Below are 24,841 nucleotides of genomic sequence, written 5' to 3' on the forward strand. Positions count from 1 at the left end.
GTGGCATCGTCCCCGGCATGACCGAGGACACCGGGAAGTTCGAACCCCACCACGAGGACCTCGGATCCCGCCTGAACTGGCTGCGGGCCGGGGTCCTCGGCGCGAACGACGGCATCGTCTCCACCGCGGGAATCGTCGTCGGCGTGGCCGGTGCCACCGACTCCCGCGCCACGCTCCTGACGGCGGGCCTGGCCGGGCTCCTGGCCGGCTCCATGTCGATGGCGGCGGGCGAGTACGTCTCCGTGTCGACCCAGCGCGACGCGGAACAGGCCGCCCTGAGGCTGGAGAAGCAGGAACTGCGCGAGCAGCCCGAGGAGGAACTCGACGAGCTGACCCAGCTCCTGGAGCGCCGCGGTCTCTCCCCGGAACTGGCCCGCGAGTCCGCCGAGCAGCTCACCGAACGCGACGCCCTGCGCGCCCACGCGCGCGTGGAGCTGGGCATCGACCCCGACGCGCTCACCAACCCCTGGCACGCCGCCCTGGCCGGCTTCGCCGCCTTCACGGCAGGGGCGCTGCTCCCGCTGCTCGCGATCGTCCTGCCGCCCCAGTCCTGGCGGTTGCCCGTCACCGTGGTCTCGGTCCTGCCGGCACTGGCCTTCACCGGCTGGGGGAGCGCCCGCCTCGGGGCGGCCCCGCCGCGCCGGGCGGTGTGGCGGACGATGGGGGGAGGGGCGCTCGCGATGGGTGTGACGTATCTGGCGGGGACGCTGCTGGGGGCGGTCGGGGTCTAGGGCGGGGGCGGTCCGCGAACGCACCCCGGAAGGACCGGTTCGCACGGTTCCGCGCCGGGCGCGAATCGGTCACCATGGCACGTATGCGAGACGAGCGAACTCCCCGTTCCACGCCCCGATTCGACGCCCTCGTCGCCGAGGCGGGCCGGATCGCCGTCGGGCTCGGTCACCAGCACACCGGTGCCGAGCACCTCATGATGGCGCTCCTGCGCGACCCCGACGCCGTACCGACGCAGGTCCTCGCCGAGCTCGTCGACCCGGTCGAGATCGACAAGCGGCTGCTGACGCTGGTCACCTCACCGACGTACCACGAGAACCGGCACTCGGACCGCCCGCACTCCTGATCACCGCTCCTGACAGAACCTCTCACATACTTGTCGGTAACAACCTCTAGTCGGGCCCCCGCCTGCGGCTCTATCGTGCGGGCATGCCGAACCTGCCCGATGTCGTGCTGTGGTCGATACCCGCCTTCGTCCTGCTCACCCTGCTCGAAATCGTGAGCTACCGCCTGCACCCCGACGACGACGCCGAGGGGTACGAAACCAAAGACGCCGCCACCAGCATCACCATGGGTCTCGGCAGCATCGGCTTCGACCTCCTCTGGAAGATACCGATCGTCGCGATCTACACCGCGGTGTACGAGCTGACGCCCGCGCGCATTCCCGTCCTGTGGTGGACGATCCCGCTGATGCTGCTCGCGCAGGACTTCTTCTACTACTGGTCGCACCGGGGCCACCACGTCGTCCGCATCCTGTGGGCCTGCCACGTGGTCCACCACTCCAGCCGGAAGTTCAACTTCACCACGGCGCTGCGCCAGCCCTGGACGTCGCTCACCGTCTGGCCGTTCTACCTGCCGCTGATCGCCTGCGGAGTGCACCCGGCGGCACTGGCGTTCTGCTCGTCCGCGAACCTCGTCTACCAGTTCTGGGTGCACACCGAGCGGGTCGGCAAGCTGCCCCGGCCCTTCGAGTACGTGCTCAACACGCCCTCGCACCACCGGGTGCACCACGCCTCGCAGGGCGGCTACCTGGACCGCAACTTCGGCGGGATCCTGATCGTCTGGGACCGGCTCTTCCGCTCGTTCGTGCGTGAGGGCGACCGCCCCGTCTACGGGCTGACCAAGAACATCGAGACGTACAACCCGCTGCGCGTCGCCACCCACGAGTACGCCGCCATCGCCCGCGACGTACGGGCCGCGCGGACCTGGGGGGAGCGGGCGGGGCGCGTCTTCGGAGGTCCCGGCTGGCAGCCGAAAACGGCGCCAGGGGCGGCCGGGCCCGGGGCGGCCGAGCCGGGGGAAGCCGAGCCGGGGGCGGCCGCGGCCGGGCCGACCGCCCCCGCACCGCAGCCGGAGCGCGCCGCATGAGCCGCCAGAAGCTCGCCACCGCGCTGCTCGCCGCCTTCCTCCTCGCCACCGCCGTCGACCTCGCCGGGCTCCTCGCGGACGTCAGGGGCGTGCACCAGGCGGCCAAGCCGCTGCTGATGCCACTGCTCGCCGGACACGTCGCCGCACGCGGCGGACCGCGCCTGCTGATCGTGGCGCTGCTCTTCGGCTGGGGCGGCGACATCGCCCTCCTCTTTGATGCGGAACCGGCCTTCATGCTCGGGATGGGCTCCTTCGCCCTCGGGCACGTCTGCTACCTGTTCCTCTTCAAGGGCGCGCCGATGCACCGGCCGCTCGGCGCCGCCTACGCCCTCGCGCTCCTCGGCACCGTCGCCCTGCTCTGGTCCGACCTGCCGGCGGACCTGCGCGTCCCGGTCGCCGGATACAGCCTGCTCCTCACCGTCATGGCCTTCCGTTCGAGCGGCCTCGGGATGTACGCGGGCGTCGGCGGCGCCCTGTTCCTGCTGTCCGACACCCTCATCGCGACCGGTGTCGCCCAGTGGCCGCAGCTGCCCGCCCCCGACTTCTGGGTGATGGCCACTTATGCGGCGGCGCAGTGCCTGCTCGCCCTCGGAGTGCTCGGTGCGGGGGCACCGGCCACCGGGGAGGGGACCGCGGGGGCCCGTCGGGCCGGGGCGGCGCCCCGGGCGTACGGTGAGAGGCGCACACCCCTCTGACCAGCAAGGACGCCCCCATGCGTGCCACCGTCATCCACGCTCCCCACGACATCCGGGTCGAGGAGGTCCCCGATCCGGTCGTCCAGCGGCCCACCGATGTGGTCGTACGGGTGCTCCGCGCCTGCATCTGCGGCAGCGACCTGTGGGCGTACCGAGGGGAGTCGGCCAGAAAGCCGGGGCAGCGCATCGGGCACGAGTTCCTCGGCATCGTCGAGGAGGCGGGCGCCGAGGTACGGGCCTTCAGGACCGGCGACCTGGTCGTCGCGCCGTTCGTCTGGTCCGACGGGACGTGCGACTACTGCACGGAGGGGCTGACGACCTCCTGCCCGCAGGGCGGCTTCTGGGGCTCGGTGGGCTCCGACGGCGGCCAGGGCGAGGCCGTGCGCGTGCCGCTCGCCGACGGCACCCTCGTCAAGCTGCCCGCCGACGCGGCGTCCGACGAACGGCTGCTGACCGCGCTGCTGTCCCTCTCGGACGTCATGGGCACCGGCCACCACGCGGCCGTCGGAGCCGGTGTCAGGCCCGGCGGCACCGTCGCGGTCGTCGGGGACGGCGCGGTCGGCCTGTGCGGCGTGCTGGCCGCCAAGCGGCTCGGCGCCGACCGGATCATCGCGCTGGGCCGCCACCGGTCCCGTACCGACATCGCCCGCGCCTTCGGCGCCACGGACGTCGTCGCCTCAAGAGGTGACGAAGCGGTCGCCGCCGTACGGGAGCTGACCGGCGGTCAGGGCGCGCACTCCGTGATCGAGGCGGTCGGCACCGAGCAGTCCATGCACACCGCTGTCTCGATCACCCGCGACGGCGGCGCCATCGGCTACGTCGGTGTGCCGCACGGCAGCGCTACCGGGGTCGACCTGGGCGTCATGTTCGGCCGGAACATCACACTGCGCGGGGGAGTGGCACCGGTACGCGCGTACATCCCGGAGCTCCTCACCGACGTCCTCAACGGGACGATCGACCCGTCCCCCGTCTTCGACCTCACCGTCGGACTGGAAGGGGTCCCCGACGGCTACAAGGCGATGGACACCCGCACCGCCCTCAAGGTCCTCGTCAAGCCGTAGCGCCCCACAGGGGCACGGGGGACCTTGCTCTGAGGGGGCGCGGGGAACTGCGCGACCAGCCACGACGAACCCGCAGCCGACAACGCACACACAGCTCCCCGCGCCCCCCCCGTGAACGCCTAGCGCACAGCGCGCAGTGCGTCGATGATCCCGGCCCCGTAGAAGCCGTTGTCGTTCACGCCGCCCTTGCAGACCGCGTCGATCTTGCCGTCCTTGTCGATGTCGTACGGCTCACCGCACGCGGTGCTCTCGGCCTGCGACGTCAGCATCCGCTCCAGCTGCGCCGGGGTGGCCTTCGGGTGCGTCGACTTCAGCAGCGCGAGGACGCCCGAGACGTGCGGGGACGCCATCGAGGTGCCGTTCTTGTAGCCGTAGCCGCCGCCCGGCAGCGTCGAGAGGATCGCACCGTTGACGGCCGGGCCCTCGGGCTCCTGGTACGCCGTGCGGTCGCCGCCGGGAGCGGCGACGTCGACGACGCCCTTGCCGTAGCTGGAGTACGACGACTTGAGGTTCTTGGCACCGGTCGCGGAGACCGTCACCACGTCGTCCAGCTGCATCGGGATGTCGAGGCACTTCTTCGGGTCGATGGTCCGGCTGGACGGGGTCCCGTCGTTGGGGCTCGACGTGTCCACGATCTCCTTGGAGTCGAGGTCGTAGTTCGAGTTGCCCGCCGAGGCGACGCTGATCGTGCCCTTCTTGTAGGCGAACCGCTGGGCCCGGTCGACGGCCTCGACGAGGGCGCCCTGGTCCGGGTCGTCCTTGCAGTTGAACATCCACGGGTCGGTGTAGTAGCTGTTGTTCGTGATGTCCGCACCGTGCTCGGCGGCGTACACGAAGGCACAGACGACGGCCTCGGTGTAGAACTCGCCGCTGGAGTCGGCGACCTTGATGCCGGAGACCCGGACGTTCGGCGCGACACCGGTGACGCCGACGCCGTTCTTCGCGGCGGCGATGGTGCCCGCCACGTGCGTGCCGTGGTCGGACTCGTCGGCCTTCGGCCGCCACACGCCCGCCGTGGTGTCCGCCTTGCCGCCGACGCAGCTCGCGGAGCCCTTGGCGTCGAAGTTCGGCGCCAGGTCCGGGTGGGTGTCGTCGACACCCGTGTCGATGACGGTGACGTTGACCTTCTTGGAACCGAGGGTCTTCTCGTGCGCCTTGTCGGCACGGATCTTCGGCAGGGCCCAGAGCAGCGGCTCCAGCGGGTCCTGGGCGGCGGCCGCCTTCTTCTCGGCCGCCTTCGCCTCGCTCGCGGAGAGCCGCTGGGTGGCGCCCTCGTCGGTGGTCGCGGCCGCCTTGATCGGCGCGGTGCGCGTGGCGCCCGCCGACTCCACGCCCCGCACCTTGCGGATCTGCTTCCCGAACTCCGGGTTCTGGGAAGTGACGACGATGACGCCTATCCGGTCGTACGAGGTCACGATGGTGCCGTCGGCCTTGGCTATCGCCTTCTTGACCGCCGCCGACGAGGAACCGCCGTCGACGTTCACGACGTACGACAGCTTGGGGCCGTCCGCAGCGGGTGCCGCGACCGGCGCGGCCTCAAGAGGTGCCGCCGTCGCCGAGGTCATCGGCAGGAAGCCGAGCGAGGCCGTCAGTGCCAGACCGACCGGGATCGCCAGTGCGCGCGACCGTCTGTTTCCCAGATGAGCCATGGGTTCTCCACATCATCCGTGCCGAACGCCCCACCGCCGAGACGCGGTTGGACGGGTACATGACCAGCGAAGCTATCGCTGATCAACGCTCCGTATCAATGAGTTCGGAAAAGAAAACGCGCCCGTTGAACCGAGTCGCCACGCGCGCCGTGCCGTTGTCAGGGGGAGGCAAGCCCCATCCGCCCCCATCCCAGTGAGGTCCCTTTGACCCGCCCCATCGCACCCGCGTCGCGAGGAGAATCCGTGGCTACCGATGCACCACCGCCCAAGGGCGGCCCGGACACCAGCCCTGCCGGGCCCACGACGGAGCAGTTCGTCGAGGTGCAGGAGAGCGCGGAATTCGGCGAACTGCGCCGTGCCCACCGCTCCTTCGCCTTCCCCCTGACCATCGCCTTCATCGCCTGGTACCTGCTGTACGTACTGATGTCGAACTACGCCGGCGACTTCATGGGAACGAAGCTCTTCGGCAACATCAACGTCGCACTCGTCTTCGGCCTCGGCCAGTTCCTGACGACCTTCCTCATCGCCTGGTTCTACTCGCGGCACGCGGCGAACAAGCTCGACCCCAAGGCCGCAGCGATCAAGTCCCGCCTGGAGGCCGGAGAATGAACCCCCTCAACCCGGCCCACCAGGGCTGGCAGCTCGCCGCGGGAGAAGGCGCGGGCGACCACCGCGGCCTGATCATCACCCTCTTCGGCCTGTTCGTCGTCGCGACCCTCGTCATCACCGTCTGGGCCGGCAAGCAGACCAAGAGCGCCTCCGACTTCTACGCGGGCGGCCGCCAGTTCACCGGCTTCCAGAACGGCCTGGCGATCTCCGGCGACTACATGTCCGCCGCGTCCTTCCTCGGCATCGCCGGATCCATCGCCCTCTTCGGCTACGACGGCTTCCTGTACTCCATCGGCTTCCTGGTGGCCTGGCTGGTCGCCCTGCTGCTCGTCGCCGAGCCGCTGCGCAACTCCGGCCGCTACACGATGGGCGACGTCCTCGCGTACCGCATGAAGCAGCGCCCGGTCCGCACCGCCGCCGGTACCTCCACCATCGTCGTGTCGATCTTCTACCTGCTCGCGCAGATGGCGGGCGCCGGCGTCCTCGTCTCGCTGCTCCTCGGCATCACCAGCGACGGCGGCAAGGTCGCCATCGTGGCCCTGGTCGGCGTCCTGATGATCGTGTACGTCACCATCGGCGGCATGAAGGGCACCACCTGGGTACAGATGGTCAAGGCCGTCCTGCTGATCGCGGGCACCCTGCTCATCACCTTCCTGATCCTGCTGAAGTTCAACTTCAACGTCTCCGAGCTGCTCGGCGCCGCCGCCACCAACAGCGGCAAGGAAGGGTTCCTGGAACCGGGCCTCAAGTACGGCGTCAGCGCGATGTCCAAGCTGGACTTCATCTCGCTCGGCATCGCGCTCGTCCTCGGCACCGCGGGCCTGCCGCACATCCTGATCCGCTTCTACACCGTGCCCACGGCCCAGGCCGCCCGTAAGTCCGTGAACTGGGCGATCGGCATCATCGGCGCCTTCTACCTGATGACGATCGTGCTGGGCTTCGGGGCCGCCGCGCTCCTCAAGCCCGAGGACATCACCGCCTCCAACAAGGCGGGCAACACGGCGGCCCCGCTCGCCGCACTCGAAATCGGCGGCGGCGCCGGATCCACCGGCGGCGCGATCCTCCTCGCCGTCATCTCGGCCGTCGCCTTCGCCACGATCCTCGCGGTCGTCGCGGGCCTCACCCTCGCCTCGTCGTCCTCGTTCGCGCACGACATCTACGCGAACGTCATCCGGCGCGGCAAGGCCACCGAGAAGGAGGAGATGAAGGCCGCCCGCTGGGCCACCGTCCTCATCGGCATCGTCTCCATCGCACTGGGCGCCCTCGCCCGCGACCTCAACGTCGCGGGCCTCGTCGCCCTGGCCTTCGCGGTCGCCGCCTCCGCCAACCTGCCGACGATCCTCTACAGCCTCTTCTGGAAGCGCTTCACCACCCAGGGCGCACTGTGGTCGATCTACGGCGGCCTCTTCGCCGCGGTGTTCCTGGTGCTCTTCTCGCCGGTCGTCTCCGGAAAGCCGACCTCGATGTTCAAGGGCGTCGACTTCGCCTGGTTCCCGCTGGAGAACCCGGGCCTGATCTCGATCCCGCTGGGCTTCCTGCTCGGCTGGCTCGGCTCGATCCTCTCCAAGGAGGAGCCCGACAAGGGCAAGTACGCCGAGCTGGAGGTCAAGTCCCTGACGGGCACCGGAGCGCACTGACCCGTCCGCCCGCCGTCCGTTCGTACGCACCCCGGGGCCGCGTCGTAGAGTCCTACGACGCGGCCCTGCCGTGCCTCGTGGCAATCGGCCCCCGATCGTTGTCAGTGCCGTCGCGTAGTGTCGGAGATACCAGTCACCCATCGGGGAGGGGGCCCACAGTGCTCATCGACACCTATGGCCGGGTCGCCACCGACCTGCGAGTTTCGCTGACGGACCGCTGCAATCTGCGCTGTACGTACTGCATGCCCGAAGAGGGCCTCCAGTGGCTCGGCAAGCCGGATCTGCTCACCGACGACGAGATCGTCCGCCTGATCCGCATCGCCGTCACCGACCTGGGCATCACCGAGGTCCGCTTCACCGGCGGCGAGCCGCTGCTCCGCCCCGGCATCGTCTCCATCGTCGAGCGCTGCGCCGCCCTGGAGCCGCGCCCCAAGATGTCCCTCACCACCAACGGCATCGGCCTCAAGCGCACCGCCACCGCCCTCAAGGCCGCCGGGCTCGACCGGGTCAACGTCTCCCTGGACACGCTGCGCCCCGACGTCTTCAAGACCCTCACCCGCCGCGACCGGCACAAGGACGTCCTGGAAGGCATGGCCGCCGCCCGCGACGCCGGCCTCACCCCGGTCAAGGTCAACGCCGTCCTGATGCCGGGACTCAACGACGACGAGGCTCCCGACCTGCTCGCCTGGGCCGTGGCCAACGACTACGAACTCCGCTTCATCGAGCAGATGCCGCTCGACGCCCAGCACGGCTGGAAGCGCGACGGAATGATCACCGCCGGTGACATCCTGGAGTCCCTGCGCACCCGCTTCGCCCTCACCGAGGAGGCCGAGGGCGAGCGCGGTTCCGCGCCCGCCGAGCGCTGGGTGGTGGACGGCGGCCCGCACCGGGTCGGCGTCATCGCCTCGGTCACCCGCCCGTTCTGCCGGGCCTGCGACCGCACCCGGCTCACCGCCGACGGCCAGGTCCGCACCTGTCTGTTCGCCCGCGAGGAGTCCGACCTGCGGGCCGCCCTGCGCTCGGACGCCACCGACCAGGACATCGCGGAGCTCTGGAAGGTCGCCATGTGGGGCAAGAAGGCGGGCTCGGGCCTCGACGACCCCACGTTCCTCCAGCCGGACCGCCCGATGTCGGCGATCGGCGGCTGACGGGGCCTGCCCGGGGGAGGGGGGAGGAGGGGGCTGACGGGGCCTACTGGCCGGGTTCCTGCCGCTCCTGGCGCTCGTCCCACTCGGCGAGCGTCACGACGTCCTTCAGGAATCCTCGTACGCCCAGGAACTGGGAGAGGTGCTCGCGGTGCTCGTCGCACGCGAGCCACGTCTTGCGGCGCTCCGGCGTGTGCAGCTTCGGATTGTTCCAGGCGAGCACCCAGACCGCGTCCGCGCGGCAGCCCTTGGCAGAACAGATCGGTGCTTCGTCACTCACGAGTCGTACATCCCCAAGCGCCTGTGGTCACCCCGTACGCGCTCCCACACATCCGCCTGAAAAGGCGACGCCGAGCAGCCACGGGGGGAGCTGCCCGGCGTCGGTCCGTCGCTCCGACGGGGGATGCGGAGCGCCTATGAAGTATGTCATGGGGTACGGGGTGCGGTGCACCGGAACTTCATGATTGATCTGAGCTTTTCTTGAGCCTGGGTGGAGCTAAGTGGTCCGCCCCCGTGGGTCGTTGACCGAGTCGGCGGGCTCCGGGTCCATCACGGTGCCCTCCAGCGGAGGGCCCAGCGCGGGCCGTACCGGGGCGGGTACGAAGGTCGTCGGCAGGGACTTCGCGCCCTCCCGGCCACCGTTCGCGATCACCACCGAGACATACGGCAACAGCACTCCCAGTGCAAGGGCCACGATCGCCACGGGACGCTCCACGTTCCACAGGACCGCGGCGAGGATGACCGCCAGCGTCCTGATCGACATGGAGATGACGTACCGGCGCTGCCTGCCCCGCACGTCGTCCGCGAGTGACTGCCGTGCCCCGGTGATCCGGACGACCCCGGTTCCGCGCAGCTTCCGCACCACGATTCCACCACCCGATTCCCGTGCCGGGCACTCCCCGTCCCGGACCCGTCCACCGTACGCCCGCGCTCCGACAGGCGGCAGAGCGGGGCCGGTCCTGCCTGGGCAAAGCCGGACCGGCGTACCGCGTATGGCGGTGTCCGACATGCGCCGTACGGGGGATCCGCCGAGACTTGATCACAGCGCACATCCGCGCCGGTACGAGGAGGCGACATGAGTTGGTTGTGGGCAATCATCGTCGGGCTTGTGCTCGGTCTGATCGCCAAAGCGATCATTCCGGGCAAGCAGCAGATCCCGCTCTGGCTGACGACGGTCTTCGGCATCGTCGGATCGGTGCTGGGCAACTGGCTCGCCACGAAGTTCGGCATCAACGAGACCAAGGGCATCGACTGGGGCCGGCACCTCCTCCAGCTGGCCGGAGCCGTGGTGATCGTCGGCCTGGGCGACGCGATGTACGCGGCGGTCCGGGGCAACAAGAGACACACCTGACCGGCGTCAGAGCCGGCACGCACAGGCACAGGCACACGGACATGGCCGTGGCCGGGATCCCCGCTCACCCGCGGGGGTCCCGGCCACGGCCGTATCGGCCCGGAGCGCCGTGGGCCGTATCGGCTACGGAGCGCCGCGCGCTCGACGCTCGATTCAGCCCGCCGCGACCTCGATCGCCGCGAGGTTCTTCTTGCCCTTGCGCAGCACCAGCCAGCGGCCGTGCAGCAGCTGGTCGGCGCCGACCTCGGCGTCCTCGGCGGTGACCTTGACGTTGTTCACGTACGCGCCGCCCTCCTTGATGGTGCGCCGCGCGCCGCCCTTGCTGGGGGCGAGGCCCGCCGCGATCAGCAGGTCCACGACCTGGCCGAGGCCCTCCACCTTCGCGTGCGGCAGCTCGGAGAGAGCGGCCTTCAGCGTCGGCTCGTCGAGGTCGGTGAGCTCGCCCTGCCCGAAGAGGGCCTTCGACGCGGCGATGACGGCCGCCGTCTGGTCGGCGCCGTGCACCAGCGTCGTCAGCTCCTCGGCCAGCGCGCGCTGTGCGGCGCGCGCCTGCGGACGCTCCTCGGTCTGCTGTTCCAGCTCCTCCAGCTCCGGCTGCGTACGGAAGCTGAGGATCCGCAGGTACTTGGAGACGTCGCGGTCGTCCACGTTCAGCCAGAACTGGTAGAACGCGTACGGCGTGGTCATCTCCGGGTCCAGCCAGACGGCGCCGCCCTCGGTCTTGCCGAACTTGGTGCCGTCCGCCTTCGTCATCAGCGGCGTCGCCAGCGCGTGCACGACGGCCTCCGGCTCGACCCGGTGGATCAGGTCGAGACCGGCGGTGAGGTTGCCCCACTGGTCGCTGCCGCCCTGCTGGAGGACGCAGCCGTACCGGCGGTACAGCTCCAGGAAGTCCATGCCCTGGAGCAGCTGGTAGCTGAACTCGGTGTAGCTGATGCCCTGCTCGGACTCCAGCCGGCGGGCGACCGAGTCCTTGGTGAGCATCTTGTTGACCCGGAAGTGCTTGCCGATGTCCCGGAGGAACTCGATGGCCGACAGGCCGCCGGTCCAGTCCAGGTTGTTCACCATCGTCGCGGGATTGGCGCCCTCGAAGTCGAGGAACGGCTCGATCTGCGCCCGCAGCCTGGCCACCCACAGCTCGATGGTCGCCACGTCGTTCAGCGTCCGCTCGGCGGTCGGCCGGGGGTCACCGATCTGCCCCGTCGCCCCGCCCACCAGCGCCAGCGGGCGCAGCCCCGCCTGCTGGAGCCGACGCATGGTGAGCACCTGCACCAGGTGCCCGACGTGCAGGCTGGCCGCGGTCGGGTCGAAGCCGCAATAGAACGTGACGGGGCCGTCCGCGAGCGCCTTGCGCAGTGCGTCTTCGTCAGTGGACTGGGCGAACAGCCCGCGCCACTTCAGCTCGTCGACGATGTCCGTCACGATTCTCGTATCTCCTTGGATGTGCGTGAAGCTTTACCGCCCGAGGTTATACGCCCCGGCTGACAGAACTCATATTGAAATCCGGCACCCGCAGTGCGGGCATCGCGGCCCGGGTGAACCAGTCGCCCCATTCCCTGGGCAGCGTCTTCTCCGTCACACCGGCCTCCGAGGCCCGCGAGAGCAGGTCGACGGGCGACTCGTTGAACCGGAAGTTGTTCACTTCGCCCACCACCTCGCCGTTCTCGACCAGGTACACGCCGTCCCTGGTCAGACCGGTCAGCAGCAGGTTCGCCGGGTCAACCTCGCGGATGTACCAGAGGCAGGTCAGCAGCAGTCCGCGCTCGGTGGCCGCGACCATCTCGTCCAGCGTCTTCGTGCCGCCCGCGTCGAGGATCAGGTTGTCGATGTCGGGGGCGACCGGCAGCCCGGTCAGGGCGGCGGTGTGCCGGGTGGTGATCAGCCGCTCCAGCTTTCCGTCCTTGATCCATTCGGTCGGGGCGAGCGGCAGCCCGTTGTCGAACACGGACGCGTTCCCGCCCGAGGAGTGCGCCAGCGTGAACGGCGCCGCCTCCAGGCCCGGCTCGGCCGGGTCGCTGCGCAGCGTCAGCGGCAGCGCGGACAGCGTGTCCCCGAGCCGGGTCGAGCCGCCGGGCCGGGAGAACACCGTGCGCCCCTCCACCGCGTCCCGCGCCCCCGACGACCACAGCTGGTAGACGAGCAGATCGGCGACCGCGCTCGGCGGCAGCAGCGTCTCGTACCGTCCGGCGGGCAGGTCGACGCGCCGCTCGGCCCAGCCCAGCCGCTGCGCCAGCTCCTCGTGCAGGGCCGCCGGGTCGACGTCCCCGAAGTCGCGGGTGGAGCGCCCGGCCCAGGCCGATTTCGTACGGTCGGGGGACTTGGCGTTCAGTTCCAGGGTGCCGTTGGGCTGGTCGTGCCGGAGCCGCAGCCCCGTCGACGTACCGAGATAGCTGGACGTCATCTCGTGGTTCGCGAAGCCGTACAGCTCCCGTCCGCCGGCCCGCGCACGGGCGAAGGCCTCGCCGAGCGCGGGGGCGAAGGTGTCGAAGACGGCCGACGACGTCTCGGCGGGTGCATCCCGGAAGTCCTTCGACACGGGCACCCCCTCGACCAGCGGCCGCGCGTCCTCGGCCGGACCGGCCGCACGCGCCGCCGCCTCCGCCGCCCGTACCAGCGGCTCCAGCTCGTCGGCGGTCACCGCGGACCGCGACACGACGCCCGAAGCGGTGCCCTCGGACCCGTCGACGGTCGCGACGACGGTCAGGGTCCGCCCGCGCGTCACCCCGTTCGTGGTCAGGGCGTTCCCCGCCCACCGCAGGTTCGCGGACGACTCCTCGTCGGCGATGACGACGCACCCGTCGGCGGTGGACAGCTCCAGCGCCCGCTCGACGATCTCGTAGGGTTTGCTGCTCGCGCGGCTCATCGCCCGGCCTCCTGCGTGGTGTTCAAGATGTTGACGCCCCGGAAGAGGGCGGAGGGGCAGCCGTGCGAGACGGCCGCGACCTGGCCCGGCTGGGCCTTGCCGCAGTTGAAGGCGCCGCCCAGGACGTACGTCTGGGGGCCGCCGACCTTCTCCATCGAGCCCCAGAAGTCGGTGGTCGTCGCCTGGTACGCGACGTCCCGCAGCTGTCCCGCCAGCTTCCCGTTCTCGATGCGGAAGAAGCGCTGTCCGGTGAACTGGAAGTTGAAGCGCTGCATGTCGATCGACCACGAGCGGTCGCCGACCACGTAGATCCCGCGCTCCACACCCCCGATCAGGTCCTCCGTCGACAGACCGCCAGGATCCGGCTGGAGCGAGACATTCGCCATCCGCTGCACCGGCACGTGCCCGGGGGAGTCGGCGTACGCACACCCGTTGGACCTGTCGAAGCCGGTCAACCTGGCGATCCTGCGGTCGAGTTGGTACCCGACGAGCGTGCCGTCCTTCACCAGGTCCCAGGACTGCCCGGCCACGCCCTCGTCGTCGTACCCGATCGTGGCGAGCCCGTGCTCCACGGTCCGGTCGCCGGTCACGTTCATCACCGAGGAGCCGTACGTCAGCTCGCCCAGCCGGTCGAAGGTCGCGAAGGAGGTCCCCGCGTACGCGGCCTCGTACCCCAGCGCGCGGTCCAGCTCGGTCGCGTGCCCGATCGACTCGTGGATGGTCAGCCACAGGTTGGACGGATCGACCACCAGGTCGTACGCCCCCGCCTGCACGCTCGGCGCCCGCATCTTCTCCGCGAGCAGCGAGGGAATCTGCTCCAGCTCGCTCTCCCAGTCCCACCCGGTCCCGGTCAAGTACTCCCAGCCGCGCCCCACCGGCGGCGCGATCGTCCGCATCGAGTCGAACTCGCCGGACGTGCCGTCCACGGCGACGGCCGTCAACTCCGGGTGCAGCCGCACCCGTTGCTGTGTCGTCACCGTCCCCGCCGTGTCCGCGTAGAACTTGTTCTCCTGCACGGTCAGCAGCGACGCGTCGACGTGCGCCACCCCGTCCGCCCGCAGCAGCCGGGCGCTCCAGTCCGCCAGCAGCGCCGCCTTCTCCTCGCCCGGCACGTCGAACGGATTGATCTCGTACGAGGAAACCCAGGTCCGGTCCTCGTGCACGGGCTCGTCGGCCAGCTCCACGCGCTCGTCCGACCCGGCGGCCTTGATCACCTTCGCGGAGAGCTTCGCCATCGCCACGGCCTGCCCGGCGACCCGGGCCGCCGCGTCCATGGACAGATCGACTCCGGACGCGAACCCCCAGGCCCCGCCGTGCACCACGCGCACCGCGTACCCGAGGTCGGTGGAGTCCGCGGATCCGGAAGGCCGCGCGTCCCGCAGCCGCCAGGAAGCGCTGCGCACCCGCTCGAACCGGAAATCGGCATGGTCGGCGCCGAGCGCACGGGCCCTGGCGAGGGCGGCGTCGGCGAGGGCGCGCAGGGGCAGCGCCGTGAAGGTGGGGTCGACGGAACGAGGGGAAGGGCGGGTGGCACGGGAAGGGGGGGGCTGCGGCACGGATGTCTCCTGTCGTCGAGACGAGGTCGCTCTGATCATGTCGTGTCGGGGGGCGTCACGCCCAGTCCCTTTTCTGTAGGGACCCGACAGTGGTCGGAAGGTGGCGCTGTCAGAGCCCGATTCTCCGTACGAGCCCCGGTACCGATAGTTTCGATCAGTACCAGACCGCTATCGAAAGGGTGATCCGTTGAGCCGCTCGGTTCTCGTCACCGGAGGAAACCGGGGCATCGGCCTCGCCATCGCCCGCGCCTTCGCCGACAACGGCGACAAGGTCGCGATCACGTACCGCTCGGGTGATCCCGCGGAGCTTGAGAAGGCGGGCTTCCTCGCCGTCAAGTGCGACATCACCGACACCGAGCAGGTGGAGCAGGCCTACAAGGAGATCGAGGAGAAGCACGGGAACGTGGAGGTGCTGGTGGCCAACGCCGGCGTCACCAAGGACCAGCTCCTGATGCGCATGTCCGAGGAGGACTTCACGTCCGTCCTCGACACCAACCTCACCGGCACCTTCCGGGTCGTGAAGCGTGCCAACCGCGGCATGCTGCGCGCCAAGAAGGGCCGCGTCGTGCTGATCTCCTCGGTGGTCGGCCTGCTGGGTTCCGCCGGGCAGGCGAACTACGCCGCCTCCAAGGCCGGTCTGGTCGGTTTCGCGCGCTCGCTCGCCCGCGAGCTGGGTTCGCGCAACCTCACTTTCAACGTCGTCGCGCCGGGTTTTGTCGACACCGACATGACCCAGGCGCTCAACGAGGAGCAGCGCAAGGGCATCGTCGCCCAGGTGCCGCTCGGCCGTTACGCGCAGCCCGAGGAGATCGCCGCCACGGTGAAGTTCCTCGCCTCCGACGACGCGTCGTACATCACTGGAGCCGTCATCCCGGTTGACGGCGGATTGGGCATGGGTCACTGATCGCCATGAGTGGAATCCTCGAAGGCAAGAACATCCTCATCACGGGTGTCCTGATGGAGTCCTCCATCGCCTTTCACGCGGCCAAGGTGGCGCAGGAGCAGGGTGCCAACGTCATCCTGACCGCCTGGCCCCGCCCGACGCTGACCGAGCGCATCGCGAAGAAGCTGCCGAAGCCGGCGAAGGTCATCGAGCTGGACGTGACCAACCAGGAGCACCTGGACCGCCTCGAAGGCCTCGTCCGCGAGGAGCTCGGCGGCCTGGACGGCGTCGTCCACTCCATCGGCTTCGCCCCGCCGGGCGCCTTCAACTTCCTCGAAGCCACCTTCGAGGACGTGTCGACGGCGATGCACGTCTCCGCGTACTCCCTGAAGTCGCTCACCATGGCCTGCCGCCCGCTGTTCAGCGACGGCGCCTCGGTGGTCGGCCTCACCTTCGACGCGCAGTTCGCCTGGCCGAAGTACGACTGGATGGGCCCGGCCAAGGCCGCGCTGGAGGCCACCAGCCGCTACCTCGCCCGCGACCTGGGCAAGGAGGAGATCCGCTGCAACCTGATCTCCGCGGGCCCGCTCGGCTCCATGGCGGCCAAGTCCATCCCGGGCTTCTCCGACCTCGCGGACATCTGGAACACCCGCTCCCCGCTGAACTGGGACATGGGCGACCCGGAGCCGGCGGGCAAGGGCATCGTCGCCCTCCTGTCGGACTTCTTCCCGAAGACGACGGGCGAGATCATCCACGTCGACGGCGGCGTGCACATGATGGGCGCCTGAGCAGATCCATCGGGCGGGTGGGGGTGCGGGTTCCCCCATCCGCCCTTGTGCTGTTCGATGGGCCCAGGGCCGGTCACGTGCGGGTGCGTCGTGGCTGGTCGCGCAGTTCCCCGCGCCCCTGGCGGGGGCTACGGCCCCCGCTCAACCGGTGCAGCCGCAGCGCCAGTTGCAGTTCCAGTGCCCGCTCCGGTGCGTTCCAGTCGGGGCCGAGCAGCCGGCCCACCCGCTCCAGACGCTGCGTCACCGTGTTGACGTGCACATGGAGCTCGGCCCTGGCCCGCGACAGGGACGCCCCGTGCGCGTAGTACGCCTCCAGGGTCCTGATCAGCTCGGTCCCCTGCTTCTCGTCGTACTCCAGTACGGGGCCCAGTACGCGTGCGGTGTACCCGCCGACGTCCGCGCGGTCGCCCAACAGGACGCCCAGGAAGCCCAGTTCGACGACGTCCGCGCCCTCCCCGGTGCGGCCGAGCGCGTGCAGGGCGTTCAGGCAGCGCACCGACTCGGCGTGGATGCGGGGGAGGCCTTCGGGCCCCTCGGCGGGTCCGGCCGCGCCGACGGTGACCGGTGAGTTCAGGATGCGACCCAGGTCGTGGGCCAGTTCGCGGGCGAGCGGGGCCACCTCCGCGGGGGTCGCAGGGGCCACCAGGACGACCTGGCCGTCCCGCGTCCCGGCCAGCGCTCCCAGGGCCCTGGCCCGCCGGGCGGCCTCCGCGGACAGCCGGGTTCTGAGCTGCGGCGCACAGTCCAGTACGGCCACCGCGTACGGCCTCGCCAGGTCGACGCCGAGCCGCCGGGCGCGCAGCGCGAGACTGCCGCCGCCCGGGTGCCGGGACGGTGCGGTCAGCAGGTCGTCGAGCAGTTCGCCCCGCACCCGGTCCTCGGCCTCGGCCACCGACCGGCGCAGCAGCAGCACCAGGGCGGTGACCAGCGCGGCGCGCTCGAAGAGACGCAGGTCGGCGTCGGCGAGAACGGGGCCGGAAGCGGTCGCGGCGCCCGGGTTCGTCGCGCCCGGTCCGCCCCGTCCCGTGAGGACCAGGCACCCCAGGAGTTCCGTTCCGGCGACCACCGCGCAGGTCCAGCGGTTCTCCGCGTACACGGCCCGGCCGCTCGTACGGGACTCCGCCAACCCCCTTGCGGGCGGCGCCGGTTCGCCCCCGCCCACCCGGGCCAGCTCCGTGCCGTCCGAGTCGTGGACCGTCAGCCCGCCGCCGAGCAGCGCCGCGATCTCGGCCGCCACGTCCGCCACCCCGCCGCCGCGCAGGACGAGTTCGGTGAGCCGGTCGTGCGCGTCCGAGGCGCGGCGCAGGGCCTCGCTGTGCGCGCGGGCCGTGGCGTTGGCCGCCTCCAGACCGGTGAGCGCGGCCCGGGTCTCCTCCATGAGCCGGGCCCCGTCGATGGCGACGGCCGCGTGGTCGGCGAGCGAACCGAGCAGCGCGATGGCGTCCGGCGTGAAGTCGCGGGGCGCCCGGTCGGCGGCGAACAGCACTCCGATCACCCGGTCCCCGAGCCGCAGCGGCACCCCGAGGATGCCGCGCAGCCCCTCCTCGCCCACCCCGCGGTCGATCTCCCCGGTGTGCCGGAACCGGTGGTCGGTGCGGTAGTCGCGGCTGGCGTACGGGCGCGCGGTCTGCGCCACCAGACCGCCGAGCCCGTCGCCCATCCGCAGCCGCAGCTGCTGGAAGGCCGCGGACACCGATCCGTCCGTCACCCGCATGTAAGTGTCGTGTGCCGCCGGGTCGTTGAGGGTCAGGTACGCCACGTCCGCGCCCAGCAGGGTGCGGGCCCGTCTGACGATGGCGCGCAGTACGGCGTCCAGACCGCGCAGCGCCGCCAGGTCGCCCGCCGTGTCGAACAGCGCGGCCAGCTCCGCCTCCCGCCGCCGGTGCTGGTCCAGGGTGCGCCGTACCGCGAGGGCCGCCTCCGTGGCCTCCGCCAGCCAGGCGGCACCCGGGACGTCGGCCGCCCTCGCCCGCGCGGCCGGGACCGCGAGCTGTTCGGCGGGGGCTCCGGCGGCGAGCAGGTCGAGCAGCTCGCGCAGGGCGTCGGCGGCTTGGGTCATGGCGGCGGGGGTCCGTCCGTACGGGAGGAGACACAGGACGCGTCCCAGCCTGCCGCGCCCCGCGCGGGCGCGACGGACCGGGGTGCGGTGAACCAGCGGGCCCCGGTCAGGCGCGCTCGGCCGGTGCTGCCCTCTTCGGCGTCGTCGTCGCCGGCCCCGCCTCGTTCCTGGCCAGGTCCCGGCCCCTCGTCTCCCGGGCGAAGAACACCGTCACCGTGGTGACCAGCGCCGCCCCGCCCAGATACAGGCTCAGCGGCAGCGACGTGTCGAAGTCCTTCAGGAGTTCCACGGCGATGATCGGGGCCAGCGCTCCCGCCACGATCGACGCGAGCTGCGAGCCCATCGACGCACCCGAGTACCGCACCTTGGTGTCGAACATCTCCGAGATGAACGCCGCCTGCGGCCCGTACATCGCCCCGTGCAGCAGCAGCCCCGCCGTCACGGACAGCGTGATCACCGCGAACGACTTCCCGTCCAGCAGGGCGAAGAACACGAACGCCCACACCGCCATCCCGACCGAGCCGATCAGCGTCACGGGCCGCCGCCCGATGCGGTCCGACAGCGCCCCCCACAGCGGGATCGTCACGAAGTGCACGGCCGAGCCGATCAGCACCGCGTTCAGGGCGGTGGACTTGGGAAGGCCGAGGTGGGCGGTGACGTACACGAGGAGGAAGGAGGTGAGCAGGTAGTACGAGACGTTCTCGCCGAAGCGGGTGCCGATGGCGGTGAGGACCTCGCGCCAGCTGCGCCGGAACACCTCGACGACCGGGGCCCGCTCCTTGATCCCGCGCTCCGCGTCCGCCCGCGCCCTGGCCTGCGCGGCCAGGAAGACCGGAGACTCCGAGACCGAGACCCGTATCCACAGCCCGATGATCACCAGTACGCCGGACAGCAGGAACGGGATGCGCCAGCCCCAGGCCAGGAAGGCCTCTTCCGACTGGACGGCCGCGAGCAGCGCCAGCACACCGGTGGCCAGCAGGTTTCCGCCGGGTGCGCCCGCCTGCGGCCAGGAGGCCCAGAACCCGCGGTGCTTGTCGCCGCCGTGCTCGGAGACGATCAGCACGGCCCCGCCCCACTCGCCGCCCAGGGCGAAGCCCTGGATCAGCCGCAGCACGGTCAGCAGGATCGGCGCGCCCACGCCGATCGAGTCGTACGTGGGCAGCAGACCCATCGCGAACGTCGCGCCGCCCATCAGCAGCAGGCTCAGCACCAGGAGCTTCTTGCGGCCGATCCGGTCGCCGAAGTGCCCGAAGACCACCCCGCCCAGCGGCCGGGCGGCGAAGCCGATGGCGTACGTCACGAAGGCGAGCAGCGTGCCGACCAGGGGGTCGCCCGAGGGGAAGAAGAGCGTGTGGAAGACGAGGGCGGCGGCCGATCCGTAGAGGAAGAAGTCGTACCACTCGACGGTCGTGCCGATCAGGCTCGCGCCGACGACGCGTGCGATGCCGGTGCGCGGGGGAGCGCCGGGGGCCGAGGTGTCGGTCATGGTGGGTCACCGGTTTCGGGAGAGGTGGAAGGTGCAGGAGCGGTGTGGCGGAGTGTCAGCCCGCGGTCCAGCCGCCGTCCAGAGGCAGGGAGACGCCCGTGACGGACGCGGAGTGCGGCCCGCACAGCCAGAGCACGGCCGCCGCCACCTCCTCGCCCTCAAGGAGCCGCTTCACGGGCGAACGGGCCAACAGGACCTCGGACAGGACCTGTTCGGGACCGATGCCGTGGACGGCGGCCTGGTCACGGATCTGACCTTCCACCAAAGGGGTGCGCACATAGCCGGGGTTGACGCAGTTGCTGGTCACCCCGTGCGGGGCGCCCTCCAGGGCGGCGACCTTGCTCAGCCCCTCCAGCGCGTGCTTCGCCGCGACATAGGCGCTCTTGTACGGGCTGGCGCGCAGCCCGTGGACGCTGGAGACGTTGACCACTCGGCCCCACTGGCGCGCGTACATCTGCGGGAGGGTGTGGCGCATCAGCAGGAACGGGGCCGTCACCATCACCCGCTGGATCAACTCGAAGCGCTCCGGCGGGAATTCGGTGAGCGGGGCGACGTGCTGGAGGCCGGCGTTGTTGATCAGGATGTCGACGTCGGCGGGGAGGGAGCCGACGGCGTCGGGGTCGGCCAGATCAACCGTGTGAGGCTGCCCGCCCGCCTCCCCGGCCACCGTCTTGGCGGCCTCGCCGTCGCGGTCCACCACGTGCACGGAGGCCCCGGCTCCGGCGAGGGCCAGGGCACAGGCCCGGCCGATGCCGCTGCCGCCGCCGGTCACCAGGGCGCTGCGGCCGTGCAGGGAGGAGGGCGGGGCCGGAGCTGCGGAGTTGCTCGTCATGGCCGGAAACAGTAGAGAGACGTCCGGCCGGCTCCCATGTGACGGAACACCACAATGAGGGCTCCGGACATGGGGGGCGCCTCCATCTCGCCCCACGTCCCCCGTACCCGCACCCCGTGGAGATCCGCCTCCCCGGGGCACGTCCGGCGGGCAGCCCTTCGCGACGGAACGTGCTCGTCAGGCGCCTCTCAAGTCGAAAACCCCGCAGACTCCCCGCAGACTGATCGAACCGGGACATACCCGGCCCGGGTCCGGGTGCGGCGGGGGAGGAGGTGGCGGGTGTCGGCGTACGGCAGCAGAACAGCGGCGCTCGCCCTGTCCTCGATACTCCTGGCCGGACTCGCCGGGACGGCGGTCCATGCCGCGCTTCCCGGTGCTCCCGCGCCGGAGGCTCCGGTGACCGTGTCCGCCGGGTCCGGGACCCCCGTGTCCTCCGAGTCCTCCGAGGAGCCCGCCCCCGCCAGGACTGCGGGCTCCGGCTCCACCTGCCGCACGGCGGTCGAGCGGTCCCGGGTCGTCGCCTACTGCCACAACCCGTACCCCGAGGTCGATCTGGTCCGGCTGCACACCGAGTGCGTCCGCTGGTGGGACATCGACGCCGACGGCGGTCAGGTCACGGTGGGCCCGGCCGAGACGGTACGGCTCTCCGGCCGCTGCTGGAAGGAGGTCGCCGGCGCCTGGGTCAGCCACGAACGCGCCCCCGACGGTCCGTCCGACGCCCCGCTGCCCGGCGCCGGGACCCTCAGCCGTGCGCGCACCCCGTGAGGCAGCCGCGCTCGGCCAGACACTTCAGCGAATAGCCTGCGGCCTCGGCGGCGGCGGTCTCCTCGTCACCCGCCCTGATCGCCTCGATCAGCCGCGCGTGGTCCATGTGGTCCTCCGGCCGCAGCTCGTGCCCGATGTCGTCGCGCAGCCAGTCCCGCAGCAGATCGCCGAGGTCGGCGTAGAGCCCGATCAGCACGTCGTTGTGGGAGGCGGCCACCACCGCCAGGTGCAGCGAGGCGTCCGCGGTCACGAACTGCTCCGCGTTCCCCGAGGCCCAGGCCTCCTCGCGCCGTGCGAGCAGCGCGTCCAGCTGCCTGACGTCCTTGTCGGTACGCCGCTGAGCCGCCAGCCGCCCGGCCGACGACTCCAGCGTGGAGCGCAGCTCGGCGATGTGCAGCGGGTCCGCGTCCGCGAACCGGCGGTGCATCACCCCGGCCAGCTCGCTCGTCGCCAGTACGTACGTCCCCGAGCCCTGCCGGATGTCGAGGAGCCCGTTGTGCGCGAGCGCGCGCACCGCCTCGCGGACCGTGTTGCGCGCCACCCCCAGCTGCTCGACCAGCTCGGGCTCGGTCGGAATCCGTGACCCCACGGGCCACTCGCCGGAGGTGATCTGGTTCCGCAGGGCGGTGATCACCTGGTCGGAGAGTGCGGAACGCCGGGGAGAGGTCAGCGTCATGGTGCTCCTCGTTCGGGGTCGGTGGGCGAGGTGTGGCGAGAGGTGGAAAGAGCATTCTGCCCGGAACCGATTGGACAACCAATCATCCCATGATTCTATGATGGTCACATGCCTGTCGACGAAACCCGGACCCTGAGCCCCGAGCCCAGCACCGCACAGAAGCCCCGAACCGCCCCCGCGGCCGCCCCGCGGAAGAACACGCCCGTGTACTCCGTGTGGCTCGTCCGGCTCATGGTCGTCGGCCTGGTGCTCGCCGCGCTGAACCTCCGCCCCGCCATCACCAGCCTCGGCCCCCTCCTCGAAGAGGTCCGCAAGGGGCTCGGGATGAGCGGCGCCGTCGCGGGCCTCGTCACCTCCGTGCCGTCCGTCTGCTTCGCGGTCTTCGGCATCATGGCGCCGCGCCTCGCCCGCAGGTTCGGCCCGGCCTCCATCGTCTGCGCGGGCATGGCCGCGATAGCCGTCGGCCTGTTCCTGCGGCCCTTCGCCGGCGGCACGGCGGGCTTCCTCGCCGCCAGCGCGCTCGCCCTCGTCGGCATCGCCGTCAGCAACATCCTGCTGCCGGCCATCGTCAAGCAGTGGTTCCCCGACCGCGTCTCCACCATGACCGGTCTCTACTCGATGGCCCTCGCCATCGGCACCTCGCTGGCCGCGCTCTCCACCGTCCCCATGACCAAGGCGCTGGGCGGCAGTTGGCAGACAGGACTCGCCGTCTGGGGCATCCTCGCGGTCCTCGCGCTGTGCGTCTGGCTGCCGCTGGCCGTCAGGCACGGCCGCGACCGGGGCAGGTCCGCCGCCGGTACGAAGCCGGAGACCGAGACCCCCGACGTCGAGGCGCTGGAGTCGGCCGCCGAGACACCGGCCCCGGCCCCCGCGCTGCGCATGGTCCGCTCCCGTACCGCCTGGGCACTGGCCTGCTTCTTCGGGCTCCAGGCCACGGCCGCGTACATCACCATGGGCTGGATGCCGCAGATCTTCCGCGACGCCGGCATCTCCGCCGGTACGGCCGGAGTCCTGCTGGCGCTCACCATGGCGATGGGCGTCCCGCTCGCCTTCGTCATCCCGCGCGTCGCCACCCGGCTGACGCACCAGGGCCCCGTCGCCGTCGTCCTCGGCCTGTGCGGCCTGTCCGGATACGCGGGCCTCTACCTCGCCCCGGCCGGCGGCGCCTGGGCCTGGGCGCTGCTGCTCGGCATCTCCAACTGTGCGTTCCCGCTGGCCCTCACCATGATCGGACTGCGCGCCAAGAGCCACCAGGGCGTCGTCAAGCTGTCCGCCTTCGCGCAGAGCATCGGCTACCTGATCTCCATCCCCGGCCCGCTCCTCATCGGTGTGCTGCACGACGCCAGCGGCGGCTGGGGCCTGCCGATCGCTCTGATGGCGGCCCTGATGGTGCCGCAGATGGTCGTCGGCGTCCTGGCCGGCCGCAACCGTACGGTCGAGCGCGAACTGGCCGCCTGACCGGCGCCGGGCACGGCCCCCGACCCGGGCTCGGGGGAGGGGGCAAAGGGTGCGAGACTGGCGGTATGCCAGTACACGACCCGACCCCCCAGAGCGGTCAGAAGAAGCTCCTGATCATCCTCGGCGCGATGCTCGCCGTCACCGTGATCATCGGCGTCATCGCGACGATCGCCTCCCCCTGAACACCGGCGCCGGGGCGCATGGTGGGGCTGGCCCCACCATCCCCTAGGGGGCTGGACTCAGGGTGAAGTGGGGAGTTCACCGGATGGGCGCGGGCGCCCGCACTCCGTAGGTTCGAGGTTGTCCCTCAGACACACCCGTTCACTCCTCGGAGGCGGCCATGTCGGCCCCCATGCACACCGCCCGCCGCACGGCCAGCACCGGCAAGCGCCTTCCGTGGTGGTCCGTCGTCCTCCCGGTCGTCGCCTTCGTCGTCCTGCTGACGCTGATGACCGGCCCGGGCCAGGCCCATGCCGTCGGCGCGACCTCGGAAGCGCCGGGCATCGCCTACCTGCTGGAGCGGGTGCTGGACGCCCTCTCCCTCTGATCCCTCTGACCGCCGCCCTCTCCCACCGGGATCGTCACCCTCTCCCACCGGCGGTCCCGCCGGTCGTCCCGCCGGCCGTTCACCCCTGGCGGGAGAGCCCGTCAACACCCCGGGCCCCGGCGCGCATTCCGTGGCAAGCTGGGGTGCATGAGCGTCGAAACACCCCGCAGGATCGTCCTTCTCCGGCACGCCAAGGCCGACTGGCCGCAGGTGTCCGACCACGACCGGCCGCTTGCCGAGCGGGGTCGCCGGGACGCCCCCACCGCAGGCCGCAAGCTGGCGGACACCGGCATCACCTTCGACCTGGCCCTGTGCTCGACCGCCGCCAGAACCCGTGAGACCTGGAAGCTGGCCGTCGCGGAGCTGTCGTACCGGCCGAAGACCGTCTACGAGGACCGGCTGTACGAAGCCTCGCTCGGCGAGCTCATCGCACTGCTCAACGAGACCGCCGACGAGGTGAACGACCTCCTTGTGATCGGCCACAACCCCGGCATGCACGCCCTCGCCGACGCCCTCGCGGGACAGGCCGACCCCGGCGCACTGGCCCGGATGACCAAGAGCGGATTCCCCACGGCGACGTACGCGGTCGTCGAGTTCACCGGCTCCTGGAAGTCCGTGGAGCACGGCGTGGGCCGGCTGACGGACTACTGGGCCCCGCACGACTGACGGACGCCCACCACCGCC

26 protein-coding genes are annotated in these 24,841 nt (G+C 71.1%); 16 read left to right on the top strand and 10 right to left on the bottom strand.

Annotation, left to right across the window (positions count from 1 at the left end):
• Positions 1-17 precede the first annotated feature (17 nt).
• The 5 genes from ACH4SP_RS18845 (at position 18) to ACH4SP_RS18865 (ending at position 3,853) form a co-directional block, all read left to right on the top strand.
• On the top strand, positions 18-731 hold the full coding sequence (locus tag ACH4SP_RS18845; RefSeq protein ID WP_398416187.1) for a VIT family protein: 714 nt from the start codon (positions 18-20) through the stop codon (positions 729-731).
• Between the two features lie 83 nt (positions 732-814).
• Positions 815-1,075, top strand: coding sequence for a Clp protease N-terminal domain-containing protein (locus ACH4SP_RS18850; protein WP_398416189.1), 261 nt, complete (start codon positions 815-817; stop codon positions 1,073-1,075).
• An 83-nt stretch (positions 1,076-1,158) separates the two neighbouring features.
• Positions 1,159-2,097, top strand: coding sequence for a sterol desaturase family protein (locus ACH4SP_RS18855; protein WP_398416191.1), 939 nt, complete (start codon positions 1,159-1,161; stop codon positions 2,095-2,097).
• On the top strand, positions 2,094-2,792 hold the full coding sequence (locus ACH4SP_RS18860) for a lysoplasmalogenase (RefSeq protein ID WP_398416193.1): 699 nt from the start codon (positions 2,094-2,096) through the stop codon (positions 2,790-2,792). The genes ACH4SP_RS18855 and ACH4SP_RS18860 overlap by 4 nt, the downstream gene beginning before the upstream one ends.
• Before the next feature lie 17 nt (positions 2,793-2,809).
• Positions 2,810-3,853, top strand: a complete 1,044-nt coding sequence (locus ACH4SP_RS18865) for a zinc-dependent alcohol dehydrogenase family protein (protein WP_398416195.1) — start codon at positions 2,810-2,812, stop codon at positions 3,851-3,853.
• Positions 3,854-3,972: 119 nt separating this feature from the next.
• On the opposite strand, the gene ACH4SP_RS18870 is transcribed toward ACH4SP_RS18865, so the two are convergent.
• Entirely contained in the window at positions 3,973-5,502 is a 1,530-nt protein-coding gene (locus tag ACH4SP_RS18870; RefSeq protein WP_398416197.1) for a S8 family peptidase, read from the bottom strand.
• 243 nt (positions 5,503-5,745) lie between these two features.
• Here ACH4SP_RS18870 and ACH4SP_RS18875 point away from each other — a divergent pair, with 243 nt between their 5' ends.
• The 3 genes from ACH4SP_RS18875 to moaA all read left to right on the top strand — a co-directional run bounded on the left by ACH4SP_RS18875 (position 5,746) and on the right by moaA (position 8,896).
• Positions 5,746-6,111 (top strand): DUF485 domain-containing protein, encoded by a 366-nt coding sequence (locus ACH4SP_RS18875; protein WP_398416199.1) that lies wholly within the window; start codon positions 5,746-5,748, stop codon positions 6,109-6,111.
• Positions 6,108-7,748 carry a cation acetate symporter gene (locus ACH4SP_RS18880; RefSeq protein WP_398416201.1) on the top strand — a complete coding sequence of 547 codons (1,641 nt, stop codon included), beginning with the start codon at positions 6,108-6,110 and terminating at the stop codon, positions 7,746-7,748. Before ACH4SP_RS18875 ends, ACH4SP_RS18880 begins: the two co-directional genes overlap by 4 nt.
• Positions 7,749-7,906: 158 nt before the next feature.
• Complete coding sequence (gene moaA, locus ACH4SP_RS18885) at positions 7,907-8,896, top strand: GTP 3',8-cyclase MoaA (RefSeq protein WP_398416203.1); 990 nt, start codon at positions 7,907-7,909, stop codon at positions 8,894-8,896.
• Positions 8,897-8,939: 43 nt separating this feature from the next.
• Here the strand turns inward: moaA and ACH4SP_RS18890 are convergent, their stop codons facing one another.
• Complete coding sequence (locus ACH4SP_RS18890; RefSeq protein ID WP_398416205.1) at positions 8,940-9,173, bottom strand: hypothetical protein; 234 nt, start codon at positions 9,171-9,173, stop codon at positions 8,940-8,942.
• A gap of 216 nt (positions 9,174-9,389) precedes the next feature.
• A complete protein-coding gene (locus ACH4SP_RS18895) occupies positions 9,390-9,755 on the bottom strand; it encodes a DUF3099 domain-containing protein (protein ID WP_398416334.1) in 366 nt (121 codons plus the stop codon).
• 213 nt (positions 9,756-9,968) lie between these two features.
• Between ACH4SP_RS18895 and ACH4SP_RS18900 the strand changes: the two genes are divergently transcribed.
• Positions 9,969-10,244 carry a GlsB/YeaQ/YmgE family stress response membrane protein gene (locus ACH4SP_RS18900; RefSeq protein ID WP_398416207.1) on the top strand — a complete coding sequence of 92 codons (276 nt, stop codon included), beginning with the start codon at positions 9,969-9,971 and terminating at the stop codon, positions 10,242-10,244.
• 153 nt (positions 10,245-10,397) lie between these two features.
• Here the strand turns inward: ACH4SP_RS18900 and tyrS are convergent, their stop codons facing one another.
• From tyrS to ACH4SP_RS18915, 3 genes are read right to left on the bottom strand one after another with little or no spacing between them, the layout of a single operon-like run.
• Positions 10,398-11,666, bottom strand: coding sequence for a tyrosine--tRNA ligase (gene tyrS, locus ACH4SP_RS18905; RefSeq protein ID WP_398416209.1), 1,269 nt, complete (start codon positions 11,664-11,666; stop codon positions 10,398-10,400).
• Positions 11,667-11,712: 46 nt separating this feature from the next.
• Positions 11,713-13,107 carry a metallopeptidase TldD-related protein gene (locus ACH4SP_RS18910; protein ID WP_398416211.1) on the bottom strand — a complete coding sequence of 465 codons (1,395 nt, stop codon included), beginning with the start codon at positions 13,105-13,107 and terminating at the stop codon, positions 11,713-11,715.
• Positions 13,104-14,663 carry a TldD/PmbA family protein gene (locus ACH4SP_RS18915; RefSeq protein WP_398416214.1) on the bottom strand — a complete coding sequence of 520 codons (1,560 nt, stop codon included), beginning with the start codon at positions 14,661-14,663 and terminating at the stop codon, positions 13,104-13,106. Before ACH4SP_RS18915 ends, ACH4SP_RS18910 begins: the two co-directional genes overlap by 4 nt.
• 187 nt (positions 14,664-14,850) lie before the next feature.
• On the opposite strand from ACH4SP_RS18915, the gene fabG reads away from it, so the two are divergent.
• Both fabG and fabI read left to right on the top strand, forming a co-directional pair.
• Positions 14,851-15,567, top strand: a complete 717-nt coding sequence (gene fabG / locus ACH4SP_RS18920; protein WP_398416216.1) for a 3-oxoacyl-[acyl-carrier-protein] reductase — start codon at positions 14,851-14,853, stop codon at positions 15,565-15,567.
• A 5-nt stretch (positions 15,568-15,572) separates the two neighbouring features.
• Complete coding sequence (fabI, locus tag ACH4SP_RS18925; RefSeq protein WP_398416218.1) at positions 15,573-16,334, top strand: enoyl-ACP reductase FabI; 762 nt, start codon at positions 15,573-15,575, stop codon at positions 16,332-16,334.
• Between the two features lie 73 nt (positions 16,335-16,407).
• On the opposite strand, the gene ACH4SP_RS18930 is transcribed toward fabI, so the two are convergent.
• The 3 genes from ACH4SP_RS18930 to ACH4SP_RS18940 form a co-directional block, all read right to left on the bottom strand.
• The gene (locus ACH4SP_RS18930; RefSeq protein ID WP_398416220.1) at positions 16,408-18,393 is read right to left on the bottom strand and encodes a helix-turn-helix domain-containing protein; all 1,986 of its coding nucleotides are present in this window, start codon (positions 18,391-18,393) and stop codon (positions 16,408-16,410) included.
• Positions 18,394-18,499: 106 nt separating this feature from the next.
• The gene (locus ACH4SP_RS18935) at positions 18,500-19,879 is read right to left on the bottom strand and encodes an MFS transporter (RefSeq protein ID WP_398416222.1); all 1,380 of its coding nucleotides are present in this window, start codon (positions 19,877-19,879) and stop codon (positions 18,500-18,502) included.
• A gap of 55 nt (positions 19,880-19,934) precedes the next feature.
• Positions 19,935-20,711, bottom strand: a complete 777-nt coding sequence (locus ACH4SP_RS18940; RefSeq protein ID WP_398416225.1) for a 3-hydroxybutyrate dehydrogenase — start codon at positions 20,709-20,711, stop codon at positions 19,935-19,937.
• Positions 20,712-20,990: 279 nt separating this feature from the next.
• On the opposite strand from ACH4SP_RS18940, the gene ACH4SP_RS18945 reads away from it, so the two are divergent.
• Entirely contained in the window at positions 20,991-21,476 is a 486-nt protein-coding gene (locus tag ACH4SP_RS18945) for a hypothetical protein (RefSeq protein WP_398416227.1), read from the top strand.
• On the opposite strand, the gene ACH4SP_RS18950 is transcribed toward ACH4SP_RS18945, so the two are convergent.
• Positions 21,454-22,152 carry a FadR/GntR family transcriptional regulator gene (locus ACH4SP_RS18950; RefSeq protein WP_398416229.1) on the bottom strand — a complete coding sequence of 233 codons (699 nt, stop codon included), beginning with the start codon at positions 22,150-22,152 and terminating at the stop codon, positions 21,454-21,456. The genes ACH4SP_RS18945 and ACH4SP_RS18950 overlap by 23 nt on opposite strands.
• A 108-nt stretch (positions 22,153-22,260) precedes the next feature.
• On the opposite strand from ACH4SP_RS18950, the gene ACH4SP_RS18955 reads away from it, so the two are divergent.
• The 4 genes from ACH4SP_RS18955 to ACH4SP_RS18970 all read left to right on the top strand — a co-directional run bounded on the left by ACH4SP_RS18955 (position 22,261) and on the right by ACH4SP_RS18970 (position 24,823).
• Positions 22,261-23,610 (top strand): CynX/NimT family MFS transporter, encoded by a 1,350-nt coding sequence (locus ACH4SP_RS18955; protein WP_398416232.1) that lies wholly within the window; start codon positions 22,261-22,263, stop codon positions 23,608-23,610.
• A gap of 65 nt (positions 23,611-23,675) precedes the next feature.
• Positions 23,676-23,792, top strand: coding sequence for an SGM_5486 family transporter-associated protein (locus ACH4SP_RS18960; protein WP_398416234.1), 117 nt, complete (start codon positions 23,676-23,678; stop codon positions 23,790-23,792).
• Positions 23,793-23,950: 158 nt separating this feature from the next.
• Positions 23,951-24,157 (top strand): hypothetical protein, encoded by a 207-nt coding sequence (locus tag ACH4SP_RS18965; RefSeq protein WP_398416236.1) that lies wholly within the window; start codon positions 23,951-23,953, stop codon positions 24,155-24,157.
• A gap of 147 nt (positions 24,158-24,304) precedes the next feature.
• Positions 24,305-24,823 (top strand): SixA phosphatase family protein, encoded by a 519-nt coding sequence (locus ACH4SP_RS18970; protein ID WP_398416238.1) that lies wholly within the window; start codon positions 24,305-24,307, stop codon positions 24,821-24,823.
• Positions 24,824-24,841: the final 18 nt, after the last annotated feature.

Source organism: Streptomyces sp. NPDC021093 (assembly GCF_044333135.1).
Taxonomy (GTDB): Bacteria; Actinomycetota; Actinomycetes; order Streptomycetales; family Streptomycetaceae; genus Streptomyces.

Coding starts and splice junctions, on each gene's coding strand:
- ACH4SP_RS18880 (WP_398416201.1), top strand. CDS start 6,108: ATGAACCCCCTCAACCCGGCCCACCAGGGCTGGCAGCTCGCCGCGGGA.
- ACH4SP_RS18960 (WP_398416234.1), top strand. CDS start 23,676: ATGCCAGTACACGACCCGACCCCCCAGAGCGGTCAGAAGAAGCTCCTG.
- ACH4SP_RS18930 (WP_398416220.1), bottom strand. CDS start 18,393: ATGACCCAAGCCGCCGACGCCCTGCGCGAGCTGCTCGACCTGCTCGCC.
- ACH4SP_RS18970 (WP_398416238.1), top strand. CDS start 24,305: ATGAGCGTCGAAACACCCCGCAGGATCGTCCTTCTCCGGCACGCCAAG.
- ACH4SP_RS18965 (WP_398416236.1), top strand. CDS start 23,951: ATGTCGGCCCCCATGCACACCGCCCGCCGCACGGCCAGCACCGGCAAG.
- ACH4SP_RS18940 (WP_398416225.1), bottom strand. CDS start 20,711: ATGACGAGCAACTCCGCAGCTCCGGCCCCGCCCTCCTCCCTGCACGGC.
- fabI (WP_398416218.1), top strand. CDS start 15,573: ATGAGTGGAATCCTCGAAGGCAAGAACATCCTCATCACGGGTGTCCTG.
- ACH4SP_RS18900 (WP_398416207.1), top strand. CDS start 9,969: ATGAGTTGGTTGTGGGCAATCATCGTCGGGCTTGTGCTCGGTCTGATC.
- ACH4SP_RS18860 (WP_398416193.1), top strand. CDS start 2,094: ATGAGCCGCCAGAAGCTCGCCACCGCGCTGCTCGCCGCCTTCCTCCTC.
- ACH4SP_RS18870 (WP_398416197.1), bottom strand. CDS start 5,502: ATGGCTCATCTGGGAAACAGACGGTCGCGCGCACTGGCGATCCCGGTC.
- ACH4SP_RS18845 (WP_398416187.1), top strand. CDS start 18: ATGACCGAGGACACCGGGAAGTTCGAACCCCACCACGAGGACCTCGGA.
- ACH4SP_RS18865 (WP_398416195.1), top strand. CDS start 2,810: ATGCGTGCCACCGTCATCCACGCTCCCCACGACATCCGGGTCGAGGAG.
- ACH4SP_RS18950 (WP_398416229.1), bottom strand. CDS start 22,152: ATGACGCTGACCTCTCCCCGGCGTTCCGCACTCTCCGACCAGGTGATC.
- ACH4SP_RS18855 (WP_398416191.1), top strand. CDS start 1,159: ATGCCGAACCTGCCCGATGTCGTGCTGTGGTCGATACCCGCCTTCGTC.
- ACH4SP_RS18955 (WP_398416232.1), top strand. CDS start 22,261: ATGCCTGTCGACGAAACCCGGACCCTGAGCCCCGAGCCCAGCACCGCA.
- ACH4SP_RS18935 (WP_398416222.1), bottom strand. CDS start 19,879: ATGACCGACACCTCGGCCCCCGGCGCTCCCCCGCGCACCGGCATCGCA.
- ACH4SP_RS18850 (WP_398416189.1), top strand. CDS start 815: ATGCGAGACGAGCGAACTCCCCGTTCCACGCCCCGATTCGACGCCCTC.
- ACH4SP_RS18910 (WP_398416211.1), bottom strand. CDS start 13,107: ATGAGCCGCGCGAGCAGCAAACCCTACGAGATCGTCGAGCGGGCGCTG.